At 65.9% G+C, this 20,040-nt stretch carries 22 protein-coding genes; 16 read left to right on the forward strand and 6 right to left on the reverse strand.

What is annotated here, in order from left to right; all coding sequences use genetic code 11:
• The first annotated feature begins 53 nt into the window (after positions 1 to 53).
• Both Q0602_RS20385 and Q0602_RS20390 read left to right on the forward strand, forming a co-directional pair.
• Positions 54 to 434, forward strand: coding sequence for a hypothetical protein (locus tag Q0602_RS20385; protein WP_298847508.1), 381 nt, complete (start codon positions 54 to 56; stop codon positions 432 to 434).
• Positions 431 to 883: a hypothetical protein gene (locus tag Q0602_RS20390; RefSeq protein WP_298847509.1), complete on the forward strand. Its 453-nt coding sequence runs from the start codon at positions 431 to 433 to the stop codon at positions 881 to 883. The genes Q0602_RS20385 and Q0602_RS20390 overlap by 4 nt, the downstream gene beginning before the upstream one ends.
• 102 nt (positions 884 to 985) lie before the next feature.
• Here the strand turns inward: Q0602_RS20390 and Q0602_RS20395 are convergent, their stop codons facing one another.
• Positions 986 to 1,696, reverse strand: coding sequence for a 16S rRNA (uracil(1498)-N(3))-methyltransferase (locus Q0602_RS20395; protein ID WP_295036129.1), 711 nt, complete (start codon positions 1,694 to 1,696; stop codon positions 986 to 988).
• Between the two features lie 217 nt (positions 1,697 to 1,913).
• Between Q0602_RS20395 and purD the strand changes: the two genes are divergently transcribed.
• Genes purD through coq7 form a run of 5 tightly spaced genes read left to right on the forward strand, consistent with a single transcriptional unit; the run spans position 1,914 to position 5,309 of the window.
• Entirely contained in the window at positions 1,914 to 3,209 is a 1,296-nt protein-coding gene (gene purD / locus Q0602_RS20400; RefSeq protein WP_298847511.1) for a phosphoribosylamine--glycine ligase, read from the forward strand.
• A gap of 35 nt (positions 3,210 to 3,244) precedes the next feature.
• On the forward strand, positions 3,245 to 3,373 hold the full coding sequence (locus tag Q0602_RS20405; protein ID WP_298847513.1) for a hypothetical protein: 129 nt from the start codon (positions 3,245 to 3,247) through the stop codon (positions 3,371 to 3,373).
• The gene (locus tag Q0602_RS20410; protein WP_295036127.1) at positions 3,363 to 4,235 is read left to right on the forward strand and encodes a phosphoribulokinase; all 873 of its coding nucleotides are present in this window, start codon (positions 3,363 to 3,365) and stop codon (positions 4,233 to 4,235) included. The genes Q0602_RS20405 and Q0602_RS20410 overlap by 11 nt, the downstream gene beginning before the upstream one ends.
• A gap of 44 nt (positions 4,236 to 4,279) precedes the next feature.
• Entirely contained in the window at positions 4,280 to 4,624 is a 345-nt protein-coding gene (locus tag Q0602_RS20415; RefSeq protein ID WP_298847515.1) for a histidine triad nucleotide-binding protein, read from the forward strand.
• Between the two features lie 43 nt (positions 4,625 to 4,667).
• Positions 4,668 to 5,309 carry a 2-polyprenyl-3-methyl-6-methoxy-1,4-benzoquinone monooxygenase gene (gene coq7 / locus Q0602_RS20420; RefSeq protein WP_298847518.1) on the forward strand — a complete coding sequence of 214 codons (642 nt, stop codon included), beginning with the start codon at positions 4,668 to 4,670 and terminating at the stop codon, positions 5,307 to 5,309.
• Between the two features lie 115 nt (positions 5,310 to 5,424).
• On the opposite strand, the gene Q0602_RS20425 is transcribed toward coq7, so the two are convergent.
• The 3 genes from Q0602_RS20425 to Q0602_RS20435 all read right to left on the reverse strand — a co-directional run bounded on the left by Q0602_RS20425 (position 5,425) and on the right by Q0602_RS20435 (position 7,650).
• Positions 5,425 to 5,844 carry an OsmC family protein gene (locus tag Q0602_RS20425; protein WP_110602569.1) on the reverse strand — a complete coding sequence of 140 codons (420 nt, stop codon included), beginning with the start codon at positions 5,842 to 5,844 and terminating at the stop codon, positions 5,425 to 5,427.
• 109 nt (positions 5,845 to 5,953) lie between these two features.
• Positions 5,954 to 6,622, reverse strand: a complete 669-nt coding sequence (murU, locus tag Q0602_RS20430) for an N-acetylmuramate alpha-1-phosphate uridylyltransferase MurU (RefSeq protein WP_298847521.1) — start codon at positions 6,620 to 6,622, stop codon at positions 5,954 to 5,956.
• Positions 6,619 to 7,650 (reverse strand): phosphotransferase, encoded by a 1,032-nt coding sequence (locus Q0602_RS20435; RefSeq protein ID WP_298847523.1) that lies wholly within the window; start codon positions 7,648 to 7,650, stop codon positions 6,619 to 6,621. The genes murU and Q0602_RS20435 overlap by 4 nt, the downstream gene beginning before the upstream one ends.
• Positions 7,651 to 7,982: 332 nt before the next feature.
• Here Q0602_RS20435 and Q0602_RS20440 point away from each other — a divergent pair, with 332 nt between their 5' ends.
• The 8 genes from Q0602_RS20440 (at position 7,983) to Q0602_RS20475 (ending at position 16,190) form a co-directional block, all read left to right on the forward strand.
• The gene (locus Q0602_RS20440; RefSeq protein WP_298847525.1) at positions 7,983 to 10,448 is read left to right on the forward strand and encodes an LPS assembly protein LptD; all 2,466 of its coding nucleotides are present in this window, start codon (positions 7,983 to 7,985) and stop codon (positions 10,446 to 10,448) included.
• Between the two features lie 78 nt (positions 10,449 to 10,526).
• A complete protein-coding gene (locus tag Q0602_RS20445) occupies positions 10,527 to 11,486 on the forward strand; it encodes a peptidylprolyl isomerase (protein ID WP_298847527.1) in 960 nt (319 codons plus the stop codon).
• Complete coding sequence (pdxA, locus tag Q0602_RS20450) at positions 11,486 to 12,493, forward strand: 4-hydroxythreonine-4-phosphate dehydrogenase PdxA (RefSeq protein WP_298847530.1); 1,008 nt, start codon at positions 11,486 to 11,488, stop codon at positions 12,491 to 12,493. Before Q0602_RS20445 ends, pdxA begins: the two co-directional genes overlap by 1 nt.
• 15 nt (positions 12,494 to 12,508) lie before the next feature.
• On the forward strand, positions 12,509 to 13,357 hold the full coding sequence (rsmA, locus tag Q0602_RS20455) for a 16S rRNA (adenine(1518)-N(6)/adenine(1519)-N(6))-dimethyltransferase RsmA (protein ID WP_295040823.1): 849 nt from the start codon (positions 12,509 to 12,511) through the stop codon (positions 13,355 to 13,357).
• Positions 13,354 to 13,737 (forward strand): Co2+/Mg2+ efflux protein ApaG, encoded by a 384-nt coding sequence (gene apaG / locus Q0602_RS20460; protein ID WP_295040821.1) that lies wholly within the window; start codon positions 13,354 to 13,356, stop codon positions 13,735 to 13,737. The genes rsmA and apaG overlap by 4 nt, the downstream gene beginning before the upstream one ends.
• Before the next feature lie 84 nt (positions 13,738 to 13,821).
• The gene (locus tag Q0602_RS20465; RefSeq protein WP_298847533.1) at positions 13,822 to 14,631 is read left to right on the forward strand and encodes a symmetrical bis(5'-nucleosyl)-tetraphosphatase; all 810 of its coding nucleotides are present in this window, start codon (positions 13,822 to 13,824) and stop codon (positions 14,629 to 14,631) included.
• Positions 14,632 to 14,690: 59 nt separating this feature from the next.
• On the forward strand, positions 14,691 to 15,017 hold the full coding sequence (gene glpE / locus Q0602_RS20470; RefSeq protein WP_149436533.1) for a thiosulfate sulfurtransferase GlpE: 327 nt from the start codon (positions 14,691 to 14,693) through the stop codon (positions 15,015 to 15,017).
• An 18-nt stretch (positions 15,018 to 15,035) separates the two neighbouring features.
• Positions 15,036 to 16,190 carry a polynucleotide adenylyltransferase gene (locus tag Q0602_RS20475; protein ID WP_298847536.1) on the forward strand — a complete coding sequence of 385 codons (1,155 nt, stop codon included), beginning with the start codon at positions 15,036 to 15,038 and terminating at the stop codon, positions 16,188 to 16,190.
• 97 nt (positions 16,191 to 16,287) lie between these two features.
• Here the strand turns inward: Q0602_RS20475 and Q0602_RS20480 are convergent, their stop codons facing one another.
• Positions 16,288 to 17,634 carry a gluconate:H+ symporter gene (locus tag Q0602_RS20480; protein WP_295040813.1) on the reverse strand — a complete coding sequence of 449 codons (1,347 nt, stop codon included), beginning with the start codon at positions 17,632 to 17,634 and terminating at the stop codon, positions 16,288 to 16,290.
• 304 nt (positions 17,635 to 17,938) lie between these two features.
• On the opposite strand from Q0602_RS20480, the gene Q0602_RS20485 reads away from it, so the two are divergent.
• Positions 17,939 to 18,460: a gluconokinase gene (locus Q0602_RS20485; RefSeq protein WP_295040811.1), complete on the forward strand. Its 522-nt coding sequence runs from the start codon at positions 17,939 to 17,941 to the stop codon at positions 18,458 to 18,460.
• A 46-nt stretch (positions 18,461 to 18,506) separates the two neighbouring features.
• Here the strand turns inward: Q0602_RS20485 and Q0602_RS20490 are convergent, their stop codons facing one another.
• The gene (locus tag Q0602_RS20490; protein ID WP_298847541.1) at positions 18,507 to 19,514 is read right to left on the reverse strand and encodes a LacI family DNA-binding transcriptional regulator; all 1,008 of its coding nucleotides are present in this window, start codon (positions 19,512 to 19,514) and stop codon (positions 18,507 to 18,509) included.
• Positions 19,515 to 20,040: the final 526 nt, after the last annotated feature.

The following is a 20,040-nucleotide window of genomic DNA, read 5'->3' on the forward strand; positions in this document are numbered from 1 at the left end:
TGCCGGTCGTCGCCTAGCATGGAGAAGTTCGCGACCGCGACGACGGCCGCCGATTGGCGAGCCGCTACTGGCTCGGCACCGCACAAGCCGGCTTCGATGCCGCCTCGCGCCTGCCATCGGCGTTTGCCGGCGATGCCCTGCCCGGCATGACGCGGCAGGCGGACCGGATTCTGATAGATCGCGGCCTGGCGACCCACGACGGCGAGCAGCGCTGGCACCTGGCCGCGATGCTGGCAGCGCTGGCGCTACGTCTGAGCGAAGAGGAGCAGGCCTGGGCGATGGACGTGCGGGCCAGCTTGTCGGGCATCGCCCAGCGTCGTTGCGGACGTCGTCCCAAGGCCCTGCTTGAGGCGCTCATGGATACGCTGAGCGCTCACGCCGCGCTGGCGAGGGCGGGAATGGTCACGTCTGCCGACGTGGCCGTGGCGGCGTGAGCGACCAGGCGGCCGGCCTGCGCGCCCGGCTGAGCCCCGGCGCGCTCTCCCTGCGAGTGGTCGGCGAGCCGGAGGGCGAGGCGCTGAGGCGGGCGCTGGCCACGCTGCCCGTCCTGGAAGGCAGAACCTGGCTGGCGGTGGGGGAGCAAGAGGTGGGACCGCCTCTGGCCGGGTGGCTGTTGTGGGTGGATACGGCACGGCTCGACGTGGCGGATCTCTACCGACGGCTCAAGCTGGCGTTTCCCGTCGGTCCCGGGCGGACCCCCGTGCTGTGCTGGTTGCACGACTCGCGTGGTGGCGTCTCCTTCCCGGCGCTGGACGAGGAGAGCGCTCGCCTGCTCGATAATCTCGGCGTCACCGCGGCGCGGTTTCTCGGCATCGAGCTGATTCGCGATCCCGCGAGCTGGCTGAGCCGACACCCATCGATGGTTCAGGCCTCGGCGGGTTGATGCCGCTCGCCACCTCCCCATTGTCGTCGGCGATGAGGCGGCGCATCAGTTCTCGGTCACCGCCGCCGGTACGACTGCCGTCGAGTCGATAGGGCGGTGGCGTCAGAATAGCCGCGCGAGCAGCGCGGTGACGGCGGTTTCCACGCGCAGAATGCGCTCTCCCAGATGAATCCCCTCGAAGCCCAGTTCGAGGAACCTTTCGACCTCGTAGTCGACGAAACCGCCCTCCGGGCCGATCGCCAGCAGCGTCGGCTCGGTGATGGCGCGGGGGCAGGCCTGGGCAAGTCCAGGGTGCGCCAGCAGGCCACGCTGGCCCTCGAGAAGGGTCGGCAGTCGATCTTCCACGAACGGTTTGAAACGGGTCTCCAGCGTGATCTCCGGCAGCCGGGTGTCGCGTGCCTGCTCCAGCCCGAGCAGCAGATGCTGGCGGATCTTCTCCGGCTTCAGTTCGGGGGATTGCCAGTAGCTCTTCTCGACGCGTCGGGTATGCATCAGGGTCACGCGTTTGACCCCCAGCGCCGAGACGTGCTCCAGCGTCCTCGCCAGCATCCGCGGGCGGGGCAGCGCCAGCAGCAGGTGCACCGGCAGTGGCGCCGGCGGCTCGCGGTCGAGGGTGATCCGGAACCGCGCCTCGGTGTCGCTCAGCGCGAGCAGCTCCCCGCGGCCCATCAAGCCATCCAGGGCACCCACCGTCAGGCTGTCACCGGGGGTCGCGCGGTGGACATCGACGAGGTGGCGCAGGCGGCGCGGGTCACGAATGGCGGCGTGGGAGTCGTCCAGCCACTCGTCGGGCTCTAGCAGGATCAGGTTCATGAGGTAACAATTCAACACGGTGTCGGGGAGCTGGCAGGGTAGTCATTCTGCCTGAGCGCTGCGCGCGAACCTAGCCGCGCGTGAACGTGGGCGGTCATGGATAGGGAATGCCATAGCGATGCACAGGATTGGCATCGATGGAGTACAGCGGCGAGCGGGATGCCTTTCTGACATAATGTCCCATTCACTCAGTCACAGCTTCAGAAGAAGGCTAGCGATGAAGGTTCTGATCATTGGCGGGGGCGGGCGCGAACATGCGCTGGCATGGAAAGCGGCACAATCGCCGCGGGTCGAGACGGTTTTCGTGGCGCCGGGCAATGCCGGCACCGCGCGGGAGCCGGGTCTGACCAACGTTGCCATCGATGTCATGGAGAGCGAGGCGCTGATCGCCTTCGCCCGCGATAACGCCGTCGACCTGACGATCGTCGGTCCGGAAGCCCCGCTCGTCGCCGGGGTCGTCGATGCGTTCCAGGCCGTGGGTCTGGCGATCTTCGGTCCGAGCGAAGCTGCCGCCCAGCTCGAGGGCTCCAAGGCGTTCACCAAGGATTTCCTGGCGCGCCATTCGATTCCGTCCGCCGACTATCAGACTTTCAGCGACGTCGCGCCGGCGCTGGCCTATCTCGGGAAGATGGGGGCGCCGATCGTGATCAAGGCCGACGGGCTGGCAGCGGGAAAGGGCGTGGTGGTGGCGATGACCGAAGCCGAAGCCGAGGCGGCGATTCGCGACATGCTCGAGGACAACGCCTTCGGCGACGCCGGCGCGCGGGTGGTGATCGAGGAGTTTCTCGACGGCGAGGAGGCGAGCTTCATCGTCATGGTCGACGGCGAGCACGTGCTGCCGATGGCCACCAGTCAGGACCACAAGCGGGCAGGCGATGGCGACACCGGCCCCAACACCGGCGGCATGGGGGCCTATTCGCCGGCCCCCGTGGTCACTGAAAGCGTCTATCAGCGCATCATGGACGAGGTGATCCTGCCCACGGTCCGTGGCATGGCCGCCGAAGGGCATCCCTACACCGGCTTTCTCTACGCCGGGCTGATGATCGACGCCGATGGCGCTCCCAGGGTGATCGAGTACAACTGCCGCTTCGGCGATCCGGAAACCCAGCCGATCCTGATGCGCCTGAAAGGCGATCTGGTGGCGCTGTGCCAGGCGGCGCTCGAGGGCAAGCTCGACCAGGTCGAGTGCGAGTGGGATTCGCGTGCCGCCGTCGGCGTGGTGCTGGCGGCGGAAGGCTATCCCGGCAGCTATCGCAAGGGTGACGAGATCACTGGGCTCGAGGCAGCGGACGCGGCCGGCTGCAAGGTCTTCCACGCCGGTACCCGCATGAGCGACGATGGTCGCGTCGTCACCAGCGGTGGCCGCGTGCTATGTGTTACCGCTCTCGGCGAGACGGTCGGCGCCGCGGCGGCACGGGCGTATGCCGGTCTCGACGTGGTGCGCTGGCCCGGCGCCGAGTACCGGCGCGATATCGCTCATCGCGCCATCGCCCGAGAGCGTCAGTCGTCGTGAAAAACCGGTCGCTTTAGCAACAAGGAAAATCCGCCATGCAGCAAGTGAGGCATCGATCGACGATCGGAAAGCGACTCGAACGCTCGAGCTGCCGCGGCATCGTGGTGGGCGCCCGCGCCAGCCGGTCGAGCTTGCTGAATGAAGAGGTACTGCATGTCGCGTGAATTCCCGATCATAGCGGTGACGGGCTCTTCCGGCGCGGGCACCACCACGGTCAAGCGCACCTTCGAGCGCATGTTCGCCCGCGAGGACGTGCACGCCGCGTTCATCGACGGCGACGCCTTTCACCGTTATTCGCGGGCGGAATTGGCGCAGATTCTTCAAGTCGAGCCGGAGCGCAAGGCGGAACTCTCCCACTTTTCGGTCAATGCCAACCTGCTCGACCGGCTCGATGCGCTGTTCCAGGAGTACGGCGAAAGCGGCAAGGGCACCTACCGCCACTATATCCATGCCGAGGACAAGCGCATGATCGAGGCGGGCTGGCAGGTCGGTACCTTCACCGACTGGCAGCCGATTCCCAGCGGCACGGATCTGATGCTCTACGAGGGGCTGCACGGGGGGCTGGTGACCCATGAGGTCGATATCGCCAGACACGTCGACATGCTGATCGGCGTGGCACCGACGATCAACCTGGAGTGGCTGCAGAAGATCGATCGCGATACCAAGCTGCGCGGCTACTCCCAGGAGGCGGTCATCGACACCATCCTCGGGCGCATGCACGACTACGTGCGCTACATCCAGCCCCAGCTGTCGCGCACGCACATCAATTTCCAGCGCGTGCCGACGGTCGATACCTCGAACCCGTTCGAGCTGCAGGACGTGCCCAACGATGGCGAATCGTTCGTGGTCATTCGGTTCCGGGATCCGGCGGCCGTCGACTTCCCCTACCTGGTCACCATGATTCATGATGCCTTCATGAGCCGACCCAACACGCTGGTCGTCCCAGGGGCGCGCCTGTCGCTGGCGATGGACCTGATCCTCGCACCCCAGGTGCGTCAGCTGCTGGCCCAGCGCCGTTTTCGTTGAGCCTGGTCGCCGACCGATACCTTATTCCGACATCAGGAGTTCTCATGGAGCCGACTCTCTTCAGCAAGATCATCGACCGCGAGATACTGGCGGATATCGTCTACGAGGATGACGAGGTGCTCGCCTTCAACGACATCGATCCGAAGGCGCCCACGCACATCCTGATCATTCCCAAGAAACCGATTGCCACCCTCAACGACATCGAGGAGGGGGATCTGGCGCTGATCGGGCGGCTGCAGTACACCGCGGCCAAGCTGGCCAAGGAGCTCGGGTTCGCCGAGGAGGGCTATCGCGTGGTGATGAACTGCAACGAAGCGGGCGGGCAGTCGGTCTATCATATCCACATGCACTTGCTGGGCGGGCGGCGCATGCAGTGGCCACCGGGTTGACAGTCTTCCCGCTCGCTCATGCGGCTTCAACAAGGAGGTTCCGATGACTCGCAAGATTTCCCGTGCCGACAATCTGATCCATCAGTTCGATACGGTGCTGCGCACGCTGGTGCCCAAGGCGGCCCAGCCGAGTCGGCCGTCGCCGGCCAACGTCCAGCCGGAGGGCGCGCTCGACGACGAGCAGCGCCGTCACGTGGCGGGGCTGATGCGGATCAATCACACCGGTGAAGTGTGCGCCCAGGCGCTCTACCAGGGCCAGGGGCTGACGGCCAAGCTGACCGAAACCCGCGAGCGCATGGAAGAGGCGGCAGCGGAGGAGATCGATCATCTGGCCTGGTGCGATCAGCGTCTACAGGAGCTCGACAGCCGTACCAGCTATCTCAATCCGGCGTTCTACGTGGCTTCGTTCGGGTTGGGCGCGGTGGCCGGGGCGATCGGCGATCGGGTCAGCCTCGGGTTCGTCGCTGCCACGGAAGAGCAGGTGGGGCGGCATCTCGAGGCCCATCTACGCAAGCTGCCGATCGACGACAAGCGCTCGCGCGCGGTGCTCGAGCAGATGCGTATCGACGAAGCGCAGCACGAACGCTGGGCGCTGGAGTCCGGCGGCCAGCGCTTCCCGCTGCCGGTGAAGTGGGGCATGCGGCTGATGTCGAAGGTGATGACCAAGAGCGTCTATCGGATCTGAGTCACGGACTACAAGCCACGGGCCACGGGCTACGGGCTACGAAGAAAGCCAGCGACCGCAGTCGCTGGCGTCGTTCGTTATGGGGGAGCTTATCTTGGTTGTCGCGGCTCGCGGCCTACGCCTCGACGATTTCGTAGTCGTGGGTGATCTCCACCCCGCCTTTGCTCAGCATCAGCGAGGCACTGCAGTACTTCTCGGCGGAGAGGTCGACGGCGCGCTTGACCACGGCGTCCTTCAGCCCCTTGCCGGTGACGACGAAGTGAACGTGGATCTTGGTGAAGACGCTGGGGGTGCCGTCGAAGCGTTCGGCTTCCAGCGTGGCGACGCAGTCGGTGACCTCGGCGCGGGCCTTCTCGAGGATCTGGATCACGTCGAACGAAGTGCAGCCGCCCAGTCCCATCAGCACCATCTCCATGGGGCGAGGCCCGGTGTTGCGTCCGCCGTGATCCGGGTTGCCGTCGATGACGACGCTGTGGCCGCTGCCGGATTCGGTGACGAACTGGCGACCGTCGGTCCATTTGACTGTGGCTTTCATGGCAAGGATTCCTTAACTGGGGATTCGTGTTGAAAGGCGTATCGAATCACTCGTGGGACGATGGCGGCAGGATAACACTCCCGGCAACGGCGGGTGGCGTCCGGATTCGTCATGTCTGCCCGAGTCGCGCTTCCAGCTCGGCCAGACGCTGCGGCGTGCCGACATCGACCCAGTCCCCGCGATGGTGCCAGCCGCCGACGCGGCCCGCCCGCATCGCATCGATCAGCAGCGGGGCCAGCTTGACCGACTCCCCGGCCGGCAGATCGGCGATCAGCTCGGGATGCACGACGCCGAGACCGGCGTAGATCAGCCGCGGTTCGCCTTCGGCGTGCAGCCGACCCTGTGAATCGAGATGGAAATCGCCTCGGCGGTGGAAGTCGGTGGTATCCACCATCACCAGCGAGGCGAGGTCGCCCTCGGCGAGGGCGAGACGTTCGAGCGGAAAATCCGTCCATATGTCGCCGTTGAGCAGGATGAAGGGCGCCTCGCCCAGCAGCGGCAGCGCCTGGCGCAATCCGCCCGCGGTTTCCAGCGGTGTCCGTTCGACGCTGAACTGGAGCGAGACGCCGTAGCGCTCGCCGTCACCGAGGGCGTCGATGATCTGCTGGCCGCGATAGCTGACGTTGATCACGATGTCGCGGATTCCCGCTGTCGCCAGACGCTCGAGATGATGCACGATCAGCGGCTTGCCGGCGACCGGCAACAGCGGCTTGGGGCAGTGGTCGGTGAGTGGTCGCATGCGGGTGCCGAGGCCGGCGGCGAGAATCATCGCTTTCATCGCGAGGCTCCCTGGTCGAGGTTGGCGTGGTGCTCGGCCAGGCGTGCTTCCATGGCCGGGCGGTAGCTTTCGCGCAGCCAGCGGTGGAAATCGCCGAGCGCGGGCAGTGCCGCCAGCCCCTCGTCGAGATGCCCGTAGAAATGGGGCAGCCAGTCGAGATAGCGGGGTTTGCCGTCACGCAGGCAGAGGCGACAGAATTGACCCAGAATCTTGAGCTGGCGCTGGGCACCGATCGCCTCGACACCGGCCCGGAACGCCCCGGCATCCATATCGGGGCCGATCCGCCTCGCGGCGAGACTGCGCAGGCGAAAATCCTCGATCCAGAGGTCCATCTCCTGGCGTGACCAGTGGTGATAGCGGCCCCGCAGTAGGGAGATCAGATCGTAGCCAAGTGGCCCGGCCAGTGCGCCCTGGAAGTCGATGATCCAGAGACGCTCCTGATGGATCATCAGGTTCATGGCGTCGAAATCGCGATGCACGGCGACGGTGGGGAGCCCGGCGATGTGGGCGAGCAGGTGGCGCTTGACCTCGGGCCACTGCGGTGGCGTCTCGATACCGAGCCAACGGGTCAGGCCCCAGTCGGGGAAGCGGTCCATCTCCTCTTCGAGAAAGTCGGCGGCGTAGCCTGGCAGCGAGGCGACCGGCGCGAGTCGTTCGATCTGGTCGAGCAGCGCCAGCGCCTGCGCAGTCCCTTCGCGTGCGCCGGATTCGGTATCGAAGTGATGGTGAAGACTGTCGTTGCCGAGATCGTCGAGTTCGATGAATCCCGACTCGAGATCGATGGCGTGCAGTTGGGGTACCGGCAGGCCGGCCTCGCGCCACTCGCGGCCGATGGTCACGAATGGCTGGCTGTCCTCCAGCGCCGGCGGTGCGTCCATGACGATCCGTGTCGTACCGTCCGGGAAGATGACGCGACAATAGCCACGCAGGCTGGCGTCGCCGGCCACCGTTTCCAGTCGGCAGGCTTCCGGTGACAGGTGATGCTGGGCGGCGATCCAGTGACGAAGGGCATCCAGGCGCAAGGTCATGCAGGCTTCCGGTAATGATGAGAGGGTGTTCCGGCGCATTGCCGACGACAGCGCTTGCCGCGAGTTGACGGGCCGGAAATGGCACCGCATGCTGGGCTCTAATCCGGAATCGCCGCGCGAGTCCATCGGTGCATCGAGCGCGACAGCGTAGCATCCGGCGGCCGGCGATCAATGTGTCGCGTTCGGACGCCATCGCCAAATCGGCTTGGCCCCCGCCGAAATCTCGGCACGCCCGCGCGGCACCCAGACGGTTCAACAAGGAATGGCTTCGCGGCAAGTCCCGTCGAGGTCTGTATAATACCGACTTCACTCGGCAAGGACACAGAGGACACATGGGCAAGCGACTGGTCTGGACTGCCCTCACCGGCCTGATTTCATCGACGGCCCAGGCGGCGCCCCCCGCACCCCTACCGGCGGACCAGCTGGATTGGTCTCCCTGGGGTGACCAGGCACCGGCTGGCGCGCTCTGCGGTGGCCGCTATATCGAACCGGGCTACCTGCTGCCCGAGGGAAAGACCCCCGAAGAGGTGCTGTCCAATTCGGGATCGGCCGAGTACGGCGACGATGGCGAAACCATTCTGGGGGGCAATGTCGTGCTGCGGCGCGGCGAAAGCCAACTGGAGTCGCCGCGGGTGCGGGTCAATGCTGCCCGGGACACGGCCTTCGCCGACGGTCCCCTGACGATCCGCTATCCGGGGATGCTGGTGCGCGGTGACGATGGCCAGGTCTCGCTCGACAGCGACGCGGCGCGCATCGACGACGCCCACTACGTCGTCCATGAACAACGGCTGCGCGGGGATGCCCAGTCGATGCAGCGTCTCGACGACGGCCGCTATCGCATGCGTGAGGCCAGCTTCACCACCTGTGCCCCGGATAGCCGGCTGTGGCGGATCGTGGGCAGCGACGTCACCATCGATCGCGAACAGGGCTTCGGCACCGCTTCCAACGCGCGACTCGAGATGGGAGACGTGCCGGTCTTCTACTGGCCGTGGGTACGCTTTCCCATCGACGATCGCCGCCAGAGCGGGTTCCTGTGGCCGACGATGGGGATCTCCAGCGACGGTCTCGACTACAGCCAGCCCTACTACCTCAATCTGGCGCCCAACTACGACGCGACCATCACCCCGCGGGTCATCTCCGACCACGGCTTCATGCTGGGCGGCGAGTTCCGGTATCTGTTCGGCAGCGACCAGGGGTCCATCGAGGGCGCCTACCTGCCCAATGACAATGGCGGCGAGAACGACAACCCCAACGATCCCAACGATGCCTTCGACGGCGAGGATCGCTGGTACGTCGATTACAGCCACTACGGCTACTTCAGCGACCGGCTGGATTACGCCATGCGTTACGGTGCCGCCAGCGACGGGCGCTATTTCGACGATTTCGGGCGTGATTTCGGTGAGCAGGATACCGAGTACCTCGAGCGTCTGGCGCGGCTGAGCTATCAGGGCACGACCTGGAACCTCGATGCCCGGGCCCAGGGCTACCAGCGCATGGATTATCCTCTCGACGAGGACGATCGGCCGTTCTACAAGCTGCCCAGCCTGACCGCCAATGCACGCTGGGGGCAGGACAACGGTTTCTATCAGGAGTGGAACTCCAACGCGACATACTTCTGGCGCGATCTGCATGGCGTCGACAGCGACGGTTTCTGGGAGGACGAGGAGACCGGGAATACCCGCCAGATCCGCCTGCGCGAGGCGGCCAACGGGTCGCGCATCAACCTGACCCCGGCCATCGGGTGGCGCGGGCAGCCCAGTTGGGGCTTCCTGGAGCCGCGCTTCCAGCTGTGGCAGACCAATTACGAGCTCGACTACGGCAACCGCGACACCGACCGGGACGAGAGCCTGTCGCGCACGGTACCGGTCTACTCGGTCGACTCCGGCCTGATTTTCCAGCGCGACGTCACGCTGTTCGACAGCGAGTGGAAGCAGACCTTCGAGCCGCGCCTCTACTACGCCTACGTGCCGGAGCGGGATCAGTCGGAGTTCCCCGATTTCGATACCGATGAGCGGGCGATCTCGTGGAGCCAGCTCTGGTCGCCTTATCGCTTCACGGGGGCCGACCGGGTGGGGGACGTCAACAAACTCTCCTACGGCGCCTCGACGCGCTTCCTCGAGGATGACACCGGGCGCGAGCGTCTGGCGCTTTCCGTGGGGCAGAGCGCCTACTTCTCGGATCGCAACATCGATATCGAGGGCGATCCGAACACGCTGCCGGACAAGGAGACCGACTACGAGGACTGGTATCGCGCCACCCGCGACCGTTCGCCGGTGATCACCCAGCTCGACTGGCGTATCAACGATCAGTGGCGCTCGCGTTACGAGTGGTTCTACGATCCGGACCGCTCCAAGACCGAAAAGGCGTCGGCCTATCTCCAGTACCTGAGCCCGGTTGGCCATGTCGTGAACCTTGGCTACCGATGGCAACTCCAAGGGTTCGATCCGTCGGGAGACGAAGAGGATCGCCTGAACTACAGTCGTGAGGATTTCGACGTGTCGTTCGCCTACAAGGCCACGTCATCGTTGGACCTGATAGGCCGTTATCTCTACGACAACACCAACAGCCGCGACCTGGAAACGCTGGCCGGCGTCCAGTTCAACAGCTGCTGCAGCGCGGTCCAGGTGGTATGGCGAGAATGGGTCGAAGACAACGACACCGCCAACACCATCAATGACGACTACACGGATCGAGGCCTGTTCCTGCGCTTCGTGTTCAAGGGACTGGGCGGCGTCGGCCAGGAAGCCGACAGCTACTTTGCCCGCGCGGTACCGGGCTATGAAGCGACGCAGTTCTGACGAAGCGGCTGTTCCGATCAATCCATGTTCACGGCGAGCCCGAACGGCTCGCCTTTCCATCAAGCAAGAGAGGTAGGCATGCGTCCTAGAGTATGGATCCCCCTGGCGCTGGTAATGCTGCTGTCGCCATTGTCGGCGATGGCGGAGGTGGTGCCGCTGGATCGTATCGTCGCCGTGGTCAACGACGATGCCATCATGCAAAGCCAGCTCGAACAGCGGGTCGCCCAGGCGCGCGACCAGCTCCAGGCCAACAACATCCAGATGCCGCCGGAGCGGGCGCTGGAGCGTCAGGTGCTGGACCGCATGATCACCGAGCAGATCGAGTTGCAGATGGCCGAGGATGCCAAGCTGAGCATCGACGAGACCCAGCTCAACAGCACCATGCGCGGCATCGCCCAGAACAACGGCATGAGTCTGGACGAGTTCGCGAACACGCTGGAGCAGCAGGGCCAGACCCTGGCGGGAGTGCGTGAACAGGTGCGTCGTGAGCTGCTGATTCGACAGGTGCAGCAGGACCGGGTCGCCAGCAGAGTCACGGTGTCCGATCGTGAAGTCGATCGTTTTCTGGCGCAGCGTGGCGAGAACAGCAATGTCGCCTACCACCTCGCCCAGATTCTGATTGCCGTGCCGCAGTCACCGACGCCGGATCAGGTCACCCAGGCACAGGACGAGGCGCAGAAGCTCTATCAGCAACTGCAGGGTGGCGCTGACTTCCAGCAGCTGGCCGTGGCCGAGTCCGATGATGCGCAGGCGCTGCAGGGGGGCGATCTCGGTTGGCGCCAGGCGGCACAGATTCCCACCATCTTCGCCGACGTGATCCCGGAGCTGTCCAAGGGGGAAGTCAGCGAGCCGATTCGCAGCCCCAGCGGGTTTCACCTGGTCAAGCTGATCGACACCCGTGGTGGCGACAGCGCAAAGATGACCCGGGAGCAGGCGAGCCAGGCGATCTTCCAGCGCAAGGTCAATGACGAGCTGGAAGCCTGGACACAGGAAATTCGCGCCAGCGCCTACATCGACAATCGTCTCGACAACGGCTGATGGCCTCGCCGGTATTGGCACTGACCACCGGCGAACCGGCCGGCATCGGCCCCGAGCTGGCGCTTGCGGCGGCCCGGGACTGGCAGCAACTGGCGGCGACGGTGGTTGCCGTGGGGGACCCGGCGCTGCTGGCCGAGCGTGCCCGGGTGCTGGGCTGGCCGGTCGAGCTGGACATCATCGATCCGGGAGCGAGGCTGCCTGCGCCCACCGCCGGCCGGCTGCCGGTCTGGCCGGTACCGCTGGCGAAGCCCTCGATGCCTGGCCGGCTGGACCCCGCCAACGCCGGCTACGTACTGAAGACGCTGGACGTGGCCATCGAGGCCTGTAGGCGGGGAACGGCCGACGCCATGGTGACGGCGCCGCTGCACAAGGGCGCGATCATCGAGGGCGGGTATCCCGGCTTCACCGGCCATACCGAGTATCTTCGCGACGCCTGCGGTGTCGAGGAGGTGGTGATGATGCTCTCCACCGAACGCACTTCCAGGCCACTGCGGGTAGCGCTGGCGACCACCCACCTGCCGCTCTCCCGGGTGGCCGAGGCGATCACCGAAGCAGGCCTGATGCGCGTCATCCGGATCCTGGCGGCAGAGCTGAACCGGCGCTTCGCCATCGCCTCGCCCCGGATCCTCGTCTGCGGGCTCAACCCCCACGCCGGGGAGGACGGGCACCTGGGGCGCGAGGAGATCGAAGTCATCACGCCGGCGCTGGATCGGCTGCGCGACGAGGGCCTCGATCTGGTGGGGCCTCTACCGGCGGACACGCTGTTCACGCCCCGTCATCTCGATCACGCCGATGCCGTGCTGGCGATGTATCACGATCAGGGCCTGCCGGTGCTCAAGTACGCCGGATTCGGGCAGGCCGCCAATATCACGCTGGGCCTGGGAATGGTTCGCACCTCTGTCGATCACGGTACCGCCCTGGATCTCGCCGGCACCGGCCTGGCCGATGTGGGGAGCCTCCGGGTCGCACTCCAGGTGGCTCGGCAGATGACCGCCCGCGCTCACTGAAGGAATCCTTTTTTCATGGCTACACGCTCCTCCGATCGTTCACCGATGCCTCGTGCCCGGAAACGGTTCGGCCAGAACTTCCTCCGCGACGTCGGGGTGATCTCGCGCATCGTGCGGGCCATCGGTCCGCGTGGCGGCGATCGCCTGGTCGAGATCGGCCCCGGCCAGGGCGCGCTGACCGGGCCGATACTCGAGGCTGCCGGTGCGCTGGAGGTGATCGAGCTGGATCGCGATCTGATTCCCGGCCTGCGGGTACAGTTCTACGACTATCCCGAGTTCACGATTCACGAGGGGGATGCGCTCAAGTTCGATTTTCACGAGCTGTCCCGACAGGATGGACGCCCGCTGCGGGTGATCGGCAATCTCCCCTACAACATCTCGACGCCGTTGATCTTCCACCTGCTGAAGGCCCGCGGCGCCATCCTGGACATGCACTTCATGCTGCAGAAGGAGGTCGTCGAGCGCCTCGCCGCCGAGCCCGGCGGACCCGATTGGGGGCGGCTGTCGGTGATGACCCAGTATCACTGCGCGGTCGAGTCGCTGTTCGTGGTGCCGCCCGGCGCCTTCGTGCCGCAGCCCAAGGTGGACTCGGCGATCGTTCGCCTGACGCCCTATGCCGAGCCGCCTTCACCGGCCCTGGACGAGGCCCATTTTGCCGACGTGGTGAGGGAGGCGTTCGGCCAGCGGCGCAAGACCCTGCGCAACAATCTCAAGGGGATGATCGATGCGGAGGCGCTGGCGGCGCTGGGGATCGATCCCGGCCGCCGTCCCCAGACACTGCGGGTCGAGGAGCTGGTCGCCATCAGCAACCATCTCACGGGCCACCGGCCGGAGAGTTCTTCCGCGACGGAGGAGAGTTCATGAGCGAGAGATCACCCGCCGTCACCGTCGACATCGAGCCGGCGTTTCGCGAGGACGAATCGTCGCCCGGCGACAACCGGTTCGTGTTCAGCTACACGGTGACCGTGCACAATCACTCCGACCGCAGCGTGCAGCTGCTGTCGCGTTACTGGAAGATCACCCAGGGCCACGGCAAGGTGCAGGAGGTGCGCGGCAACGGGGTGGTCGGCAAGCAGCCGACGATCACTGCCGGGCACAGCTTTCGCTATACCAGTCGTGCGGTGATCGAATGTCCCGTCGGTGTCATGCAGGGCAGTTACACCTGTATCGACCTGTCCAGCCAGGCCACCTTCGATGTCGCCATCGCGCCGTTTCGTCTGGCGGGCCCCAATCAGGTCCACTGAGCGGCGAGCGATCGGCGTTCACGTCCGCCGCCGCACCGGCATCGAATCGCGGCCTGCGGCGGCACCACCAACACGAGGAAGCGCATGGCGACCTACGCAATCGGCGACCTGCAGGGCTGTTACGCCGAATTCGAAGCCCTGCTCGAGCGGCTCGACTTCTCGCCCTCCCGGGACCGGCTGTGGCTGGTCGGCGACCTGGTCAATCGTGGCCCCGATTCGCTTGGCTGCCTGCGCAGGAGCGTCGCGCTGGACGGCGCCGCCAGCGTGGTGCTTGGCAACCACGACCTCCACCTGCTGGCCGTCGCGCGGGGCCATGGCAAGCTCAAGCGCAACGATACCCTGAGCGACATTCTCGAGGCGCCGGACCGGCACGAAATGCTCGAATGGCTGCGGCACCAGCCGCTGCTGGTCGACGACGCCGAGCGCGGCTGCGTGATGACCCATGCCGGGCTGCCGCCGCAGTGGTCGCTCGCCCAGGCGAACGAGTTGGCGGCGGAGGCGGAAGCGGTGTTGCGGTCAGACGATGTGGATGCTTTCCTGAACGTGATGTACGGCAATCGCCCGGCTCGTTTCGAGCCCGACCTGGCCGGCATGGATCGCATCCGGGCCATCGTCAACGTGTTCACCCGCATGCGCTTCATCGCCGCTGACGGCACGCTGGATTTTGCCGCCAAGGAAGGGCTGGACAGCGCGCCCGAGGGTTACGCCCCCTGGTTCACCTATCCCCGCGCCGACGGCCTGACGCTGCTGTTCGGCCATTGGGCCGCGCTGGAGGGGCATACCCCGGGGGCCAGGGTCGATGCGCAAGCGCTGGATACCGGCTGCGTATGGGGAGGCTCACTGACCGCCCTCGATCTCGACAGCGGCGAGCGGATCTCGGAGCCGTCCAGGTAGGCAGACCGGTGAGTGGTTCCGCTTCCGTTCGCTCAGCCAACGCTTCTCAGGAGTGATTCATGACCCAGTCTTTCGCCCATCTCGACCCGACGACGCTGGCGCAGTGGCTGAGCGAAGGACGCTCGCTCAAGCTCGTCGACATTCGCGATCCCATGAGTTTCGCCCAGGGCCATATTCCCGGCAGCCGGCATCTCGACAACACCACGGTGGCGGAGCTGGTGGACAAGACGCCCAGCGACACGCCCGTGGTGGTGGTCTGCTATCACGGGCACTCCAGTCAACAAGCCGCCTCCTGGCTTGCCGGGCAGGGCTTCGACGAGGTCTACAGCCTGGACGGCGGGTTCGTGGACTGGGCGCATCGGCGGCCCGAACATGTCGAACGATAACGGCGGCGAGCCTTGAGCATGCCCCCCGATCCCCGTCTCGACGGACTGGAGGTCTACCTGGTGGGCGGCGCCGTGCGCGACGCCCGCCTGGGCTGGCCGGTGGGCGATCGCGACTGGGTGGTGGTCGGCGCCACGCCGGAAGCGATGCGCCTGCGCGGCTTCAAGTCCGTCGGTCGCGACTTCCCCGTCTTCCTGCACCCCGATACCCACGAGGAGTACGCGCTGGCGCGCACCGAGCGCAAGCAGGGGCACGGCTACACCGGGTTCGAGGTCCACGCCAGCCCCGACGTGACGCTGGAAGCCGATCTGGCGCGGCGGGATTTCACCATCAATGCCATGGCCGAGACCCCGGACGGCGAACTGGTCGACCCCTATGGCGGTGCCGCCGATCTTGCGGCCAGGAGGCTCCGGCATGTCTCGGCCGCCTTCGTCGAGGATCCGTTGCGGGTGTTGCGCGCGGCGCGTTTCCTGGCGCGTTACCGCAAGCTCGGTTTCACCATCGTCGCGGAGACGATGGCGCTGATGCGCCAGCTCACCGAGAGCGGCGAAATGCAGTACCTGGTCGCCGAGCGGGTGTGGACGGAGACGCACAAGGCGCTGGGCGAAGCCGACCCTTCCGCCTATTTCCAGACGCTGGAGACCTGCGGGGCGTTGGCGGTGCTGATGCCGTCGCTGGCGACGCCATCGCTACCCGAGGTGTTGGCGCGACTCGCGCCCGTCCCCGACGAATCCGCGTCCCACAGCGTGGCGCTATGGCGCTGGGCGCGGCTCGGCGAGCACCTCGAGGACGATGAGCAAGCGCGGCTCAACGATGCCGTCAAGGCGCCCAACGCCTTTCGGGATGCCATGCGGCTGGCGGCCCTGTCCCGCCGGTTGCGTCTCCGCATCGATGATCTGCGGCCCGGTGACGCCGAAGATCGTGCCGGCGCGATCATGGCCTGGCTGGACGGGATCGACGCCTGGCGACGGCCCGAGCGCGTCACGCCGCTGCTGGCCCTGATCGCCCACGACGATGGCGAACTGGCGGACGATCTGGCGCTGGCCTGGCGGCTGGCCTCCCAGATCCTGCCCAAAGCGCTGCTCGACGAGGGGTTTCGTGGACCGGCGCTGGGCAAGGAGCTCTCCCGGCGTCGGCAAGCGACGGTGCGGGAAGCGCTGGACACGCGCCGCTAGCGAGCCTTCGACGTGTCGGTCGACGGTGCTGGAGACCAGGACGCCCGCTGCGGGAACCCCGCAGCGGGCGTCATGCGTTTCATGGCCGAGTCGCGGGTCAGACGAACAGGCCGACGATCAGCGCCATCACCAGCCCCGTCAGGCCGATGATCGTCTCCATCACCGTCCAGCTCTTGAGCGTCTGCGCCTCGGTCAGACCGAAGTAGCGGTTGACCAGCCAGAAGCCGGAGTCGTTGACGTGGCTCAGCACCGTGGCGCCGGAAGCGATCGCGATGACCAGCAGGCCGAGCACCGGGCCGTCGAGATTGAGCGTGGTGATCACCGGGGCCATCAGGCCGGCGGCGGTGATCATCGCGACGGTGGCCGAGCCCTGGATCACACGGACCGCGGTGGAGATCAAAAACGCCAGCAGGATCGGCGGCAGGGCGCTTTCGGCCATGATGTTGCCCATCACTTCGCCCACGCCGGAATCGATCAACACCTGCTTGAACACGCCGCCAGCACCGGTGACCAGAATGATGATGCCGGCCGGTTCCAGCGCCTTGGTGGCGACTTCCATCACCTGCTCCCGCTTCATGCCGCGGCGCGTCCCCAGCAGCGTGAAGGCGAGCAGCGTGGCCAGGGTCAACGCCACGAACGGGTGACCGAGGAAGGTCAGTGCGGCCAGCACCGGGCTGTCCGCCGGCAGGATCACGCCGGAGACAGTGTTGAGGACGATCAGGGCCAGCGGCAGCAGGATGATCGACAGGATCAGCTTGAAGCTGGGCAGGCCGGCGGTATCGAGATCGTTCTTCGGCAGCTCCATGTAATCCGGAATCTGGGCGTCGATACGCTTGGCGATCCAGCGGCCGAACAGCGGGCCGGCGATGATCATGGCCGGCAGCCCGCAGATCGCGCCGAACAGGATCACGTAGCCAAGGTCGGCGCCGATCAGTTTGGCGACGGCGATCGGCCCCGGTGTCGGTGGGATGAACGAGTGGGTCACGGCAAGTCCCGCCAGCAGCGGAATGCCGTAGTAGAGCAGCGAGCGGCCGGTGCGGCGTGTCAGGGCATAGATCAGCGGCACCAGGATGATGAAGGCGACGTCCAGGAATACCGGAATCGCCACCAGGAAACCGGTGACGCCCATCGCCCACTGCGAGCGGTTCTCGCCGAACTTGTCGAGCAGCGTGCTGGCCAGGCGATCGACGCCGCCGGAGACCTCCAGCATCTTGCCGAACATGGCGCCCAGGCCGACCACGGTGGCGACGAAGCCCAGCGTGCCGCCCATGCCTTTCTCGACCGTGTCCAGCAGTTGGTCGACGTTCATGCCGGTCGCCAGCCCGACCAGGCCACTGACGACGAGCAGTGCGACAAAGGCGTGCAGGCGCAGCTTCATGACCAGATAGAGCAGCACGATGATGCTGCCCAGTGCGGCGAGTATCAGAGAGGTGGGGCTATCCATGTCGACGACATTCCTTGGTGAGAGCACGCGGCGCCGGAGGCCGGATATACGCCAATGGTGGCGTTGTGCTTCGCGGTGGAGTTGGCGAGAATGGATGTTACCGGTAACAGATCGATCTCAACAATGCGCCTAAAGGCGTAGAGACAACATCGATCCAATCGGGCTAGGCCAGTAGCAGGCCGGCGAGACCACACGGCACCAATCACATCCGTACCAGTCACACACGTATCGATTACCGATGTAGTCACTATCTACGTAGCAATCCTGCTGGTACCAATCGGAAGGCAACGTCATGGACGCAAAGATGAGTCAGCGCATCGTCGTAATGGGCGTATCCAGCTGCGGCAAGACCGAGGTCGGGCAGCGGCTGGCAACCGCACTGGGAGGGCGCTTCCTCGATGGAGACGACTACCACTCGCCGGAGAGCGTCGCCAAGATGTCACGCGGCGAACCCCTCGACGACGACGACCGGGCCGGCTGGCTGCAGCGACTGGCGGAGTTTCTGGCCGAGGCCAGGGCCAGGGACGAGACGCTGGTCATCGGCTGCTCCGCCCTCAAGAAGCGCTACCGCGATACGTTGCGCCAAGGCGATGGCGCACTCACCTTCGTGCATCTTGCCGGCAGCCGCGAACTGCTGCTGCAGCGCATCCAGGCGCGTCGGGAGCACTTCTTCAAGGGGGAGGCGATGCTCGACAGCCAACTGGCCACGCTCGAGGCGCCCGGCGAGGACGAGGCGGTCACCGTCGACATCGCCGGCACGCTCGAGCAGGTGGTCAACGAAGCGGTACTGAAACTCGAGAAGCGCTTTCTCGCCGCCGGACGCTGAGATAACCGCCCGCTTCGGAGGCGAGCGCGCGCAGGCGGGGCGCCGTTCAGAGGCTCCCTCCAACGCGAATCTGGAACCCCAGGTTTTCGCTGGAGGGTCGCAGTGGGGCGCCCTGAAGGCGAGCCAGCAGGCGTGAGGCGATGACATCCCCGATACGCCGCCGGGGTGTCACCACCGTTGCCAGTGGCGGAGCGGTCGCCTCGGTGATGTCGAGACCGTTGAAACCGGCCAGTGCCAGAGCACCGGGCACCTCGAGCCGGCGCCGCTGGCACTCGAACAGCGCCCCGGCGGCGAGGTCGTCGTTGCCGCAGAACACAGCCTCCAGCTCCGGCCAGCGCTCCAGCATCGAGCCCAGCATCTCTCCGCCCAGGCGATAGGAGGAGGGGTGGGGCGTGGTCAGGCAGCGCTGGGCCGATAGCCCCGCCTGCCGCATCGCCGTCTCCCATCCCGCCATGCGCAGTTGCGCGCGGTGATCCATGCGCGCGCCGAGAAAGCCGACTCGTCGATAGCCCCGCTCGAGAAACGCCTGCGTCATCGCCACGCCGGCTTCGTGCTGGTCCAGCCCGACGTTGATGTCCAGCGGCGTCTCGGTGAGCTCCAGCGTCTCGACCACCGGCACCCGGGCTCGCGCCAGCAGGCGACAGGCATGATCGGTGTGGCGGGTGCCGGGCAGAATCAGCGCCTCGACGCCGTAGCTCAAGTAGGTGTCGATCAGGCGTTCCTCTTCCAGGATCGAATAGCCGGTATGACCGATCAGTACCTGATAACCCGCTTCACTCAGTCCCTCCTGGACCCCCCGCTGGATTTCCGAGAACACCGAGTTGGAGAGCGACGGAATCAACAGGGCAACGCTATGCGACCGACCGCTGGCCAGGGCGCCGGCGGAGTGATTGGGAATGTAGCCGAGCTCGTCGATGGCGGATTCGATGCGCAATCGCAAGGCGGCTGAAACCCGATGGGGCTCCCGCAGGGCCCGTGACACCGTGATCTTGGTGACGCCGACACGGTCGGCGATGTGTTGAAGCGTCACCCGCCCAGAGGAACGACGTGGCATGACAATCCCCGGAATCGATTCTTGTGTCCGGTGGTTACCGGTAACTTTCGAAGTAGATTAACACGCCGGTGCTGGCAGGCTCTCTGGGCCCATGGTCGTAATATCCCGACCCGTGAACGGTGGCGCGCCACCGGCATCGAGGGCGTCAGGGCGCGCTGTCACCGATCAGAAGCTTCGTCCCGAGCATGCGTGAGCGGCGGGGTTCGAGATCGAGCAGCATGGCCGCCGCCAGCCGGCCCTTGGCGGTGCTGATCGATGGGACTCGGTCTGATTGAGTGGCTCAGGCATTCAGCGAAAGAGCCGTCACTTCATCAAAAATCTTAGCCATCAATGGCAATTCTCTTACAAACATTCGGTAGATACCGCGTTATCCTACCGAATGGCATCATGTAGGGTCATCGCTAGCCGGTTGCCCAGGCCACACGAAAACCTGAGTCCCGTCATCAGGAAGAGAACATGCTCAACGACCTTCTCGACACCTTCGACATCGACCTGTCGCAGTCCCAGCGGCTGCTGACCCTCGACA

The organism is uncultured Salinicola sp., assembly GCF_937921195.1.
Classification (GTDB): domain Bacteria; phylum Pseudomonadota; class Gammaproteobacteria; order Pseudomonadales; family Halomonadaceae; genus Salinicola.

Coding starts and splice junctions, on each gene's coding strand:
- Q0602_RS20395 (WP_295036129.1), bottom strand. CDS start 1,696: ATGAACCTGATCCTGCTAGAGCCCGACGAGTGGCTGGACGACTCCCAC.
- purD (WP_298847511.1), top strand. CDS start 1,914: ATGAAGGTTCTGATCATTGGCGGGGGCGGGCGCGAACATGCGCTGGCA.
- Q0602_RS20405 (WP_298847513.1), top strand. CDS start 3,245: ATGCAGCAAGTGAGGCATCGATCGACGATCGGAAAGCGACTCGAACGC.
- Q0602_RS20410 (WP_295036127.1), top strand. CDS start 3,363: ATGTCGCGTGAATTCCCGATCATAGCGGTGACGGGCTCTTCCGGCGCG.
- Q0602_RS20415 (WP_298847515.1), top strand. CDS start 4,280: ATGGAGCCGACTCTCTTCAGCAAGATCATCGACCGCGAGATACTGGCG.
- coq7 (WP_298847518.1), top strand. CDS start 4,668: ATGACTCGCAAGATTTCCCGTGCCGACAATCTGATCCATCAGTTCGAT.
- Q0602_RS20425 (WP_110602569.1), bottom strand. CDS start 5,844: ATGAAAGCCACAGTCAAATGGACCGACGGTCGCCAGTTCGTCACCGAA.
- murU (WP_298847521.1), bottom strand. CDS start 6,622: ATGAAAGCGATGATTCTCGCCGCCGGCCTCGGCACCCGCATGCGACCA.
- Q0602_RS20435 (WP_298847523.1), bottom strand. CDS start 7,650: ATGACCTTGCGCCTGGATGCCCTTCGTCACTGGATCGCCGCCCAGCAT.
- Q0602_RS20440 (WP_298847525.1), top strand. CDS start 7,983: ATGGGCAAGCGACTGGTCTGGACTGCCCTCACCGGCCTGATTTCATCG.
- Q0602_RS20445 (WP_298847527.1), top strand. CDS start 10,527: ATGCGTCCTAGAGTATGGATCCCCCTGGCGCTGGTAATGCTGCTGTCG.
- pdxA (WP_298847530.1), top strand. CDS start 11,486: ATGGCCTCGCCGGTATTGGCACTGACCACCGGCGAACCGGCCGGCATC.
- rsmA (WP_295040823.1), top strand. CDS start 12,509: ATGGCTACACGCTCCTCCGATCGTTCACCGATGCCTCGTGCCCGGAAA.
- apaG (WP_295040821.1), top strand. CDS start 13,354: ATGAGCGAGAGATCACCCGCCGTCACCGTCGACATCGAGCCGGCGTTT.
- Q0602_RS20465 (WP_298847533.1), top strand. CDS start 13,822: ATGGCGACCTACGCAATCGGCGACCTGCAGGGCTGTTACGCCGAATTC.
- glpE (WP_149436533.1), top strand. CDS start 14,691: ATGACCCAGTCTTTCGCCCATCTCGACCCGACGACGCTGGCGCAGTGG.
- Q0602_RS20475 (WP_298847536.1), top strand. CDS start 15,036: ATGCCCCCCGATCCCCGTCTCGACGGACTGGAGGTCTACCTGGTGGGC.
- Q0602_RS20480 (WP_295040813.1), bottom strand. CDS start 17,634: ATGGATAGCCCCACCTCTCTGATACTCGCCGCACTGGGCAGCATCATC.
- Q0602_RS20485 (WP_295040811.1), top strand. CDS start 17,939: ATGAGTCAGCGCATCGTCGTAATGGGCGTATCCAGCTGCGGCAAGACC.
- Q0602_RS20490 (WP_298847541.1), bottom strand. CDS start 19,514: ATGCCACGTCGTTCCTCTGGGCGGGTGACGCTTCAACACATCGCCGAC.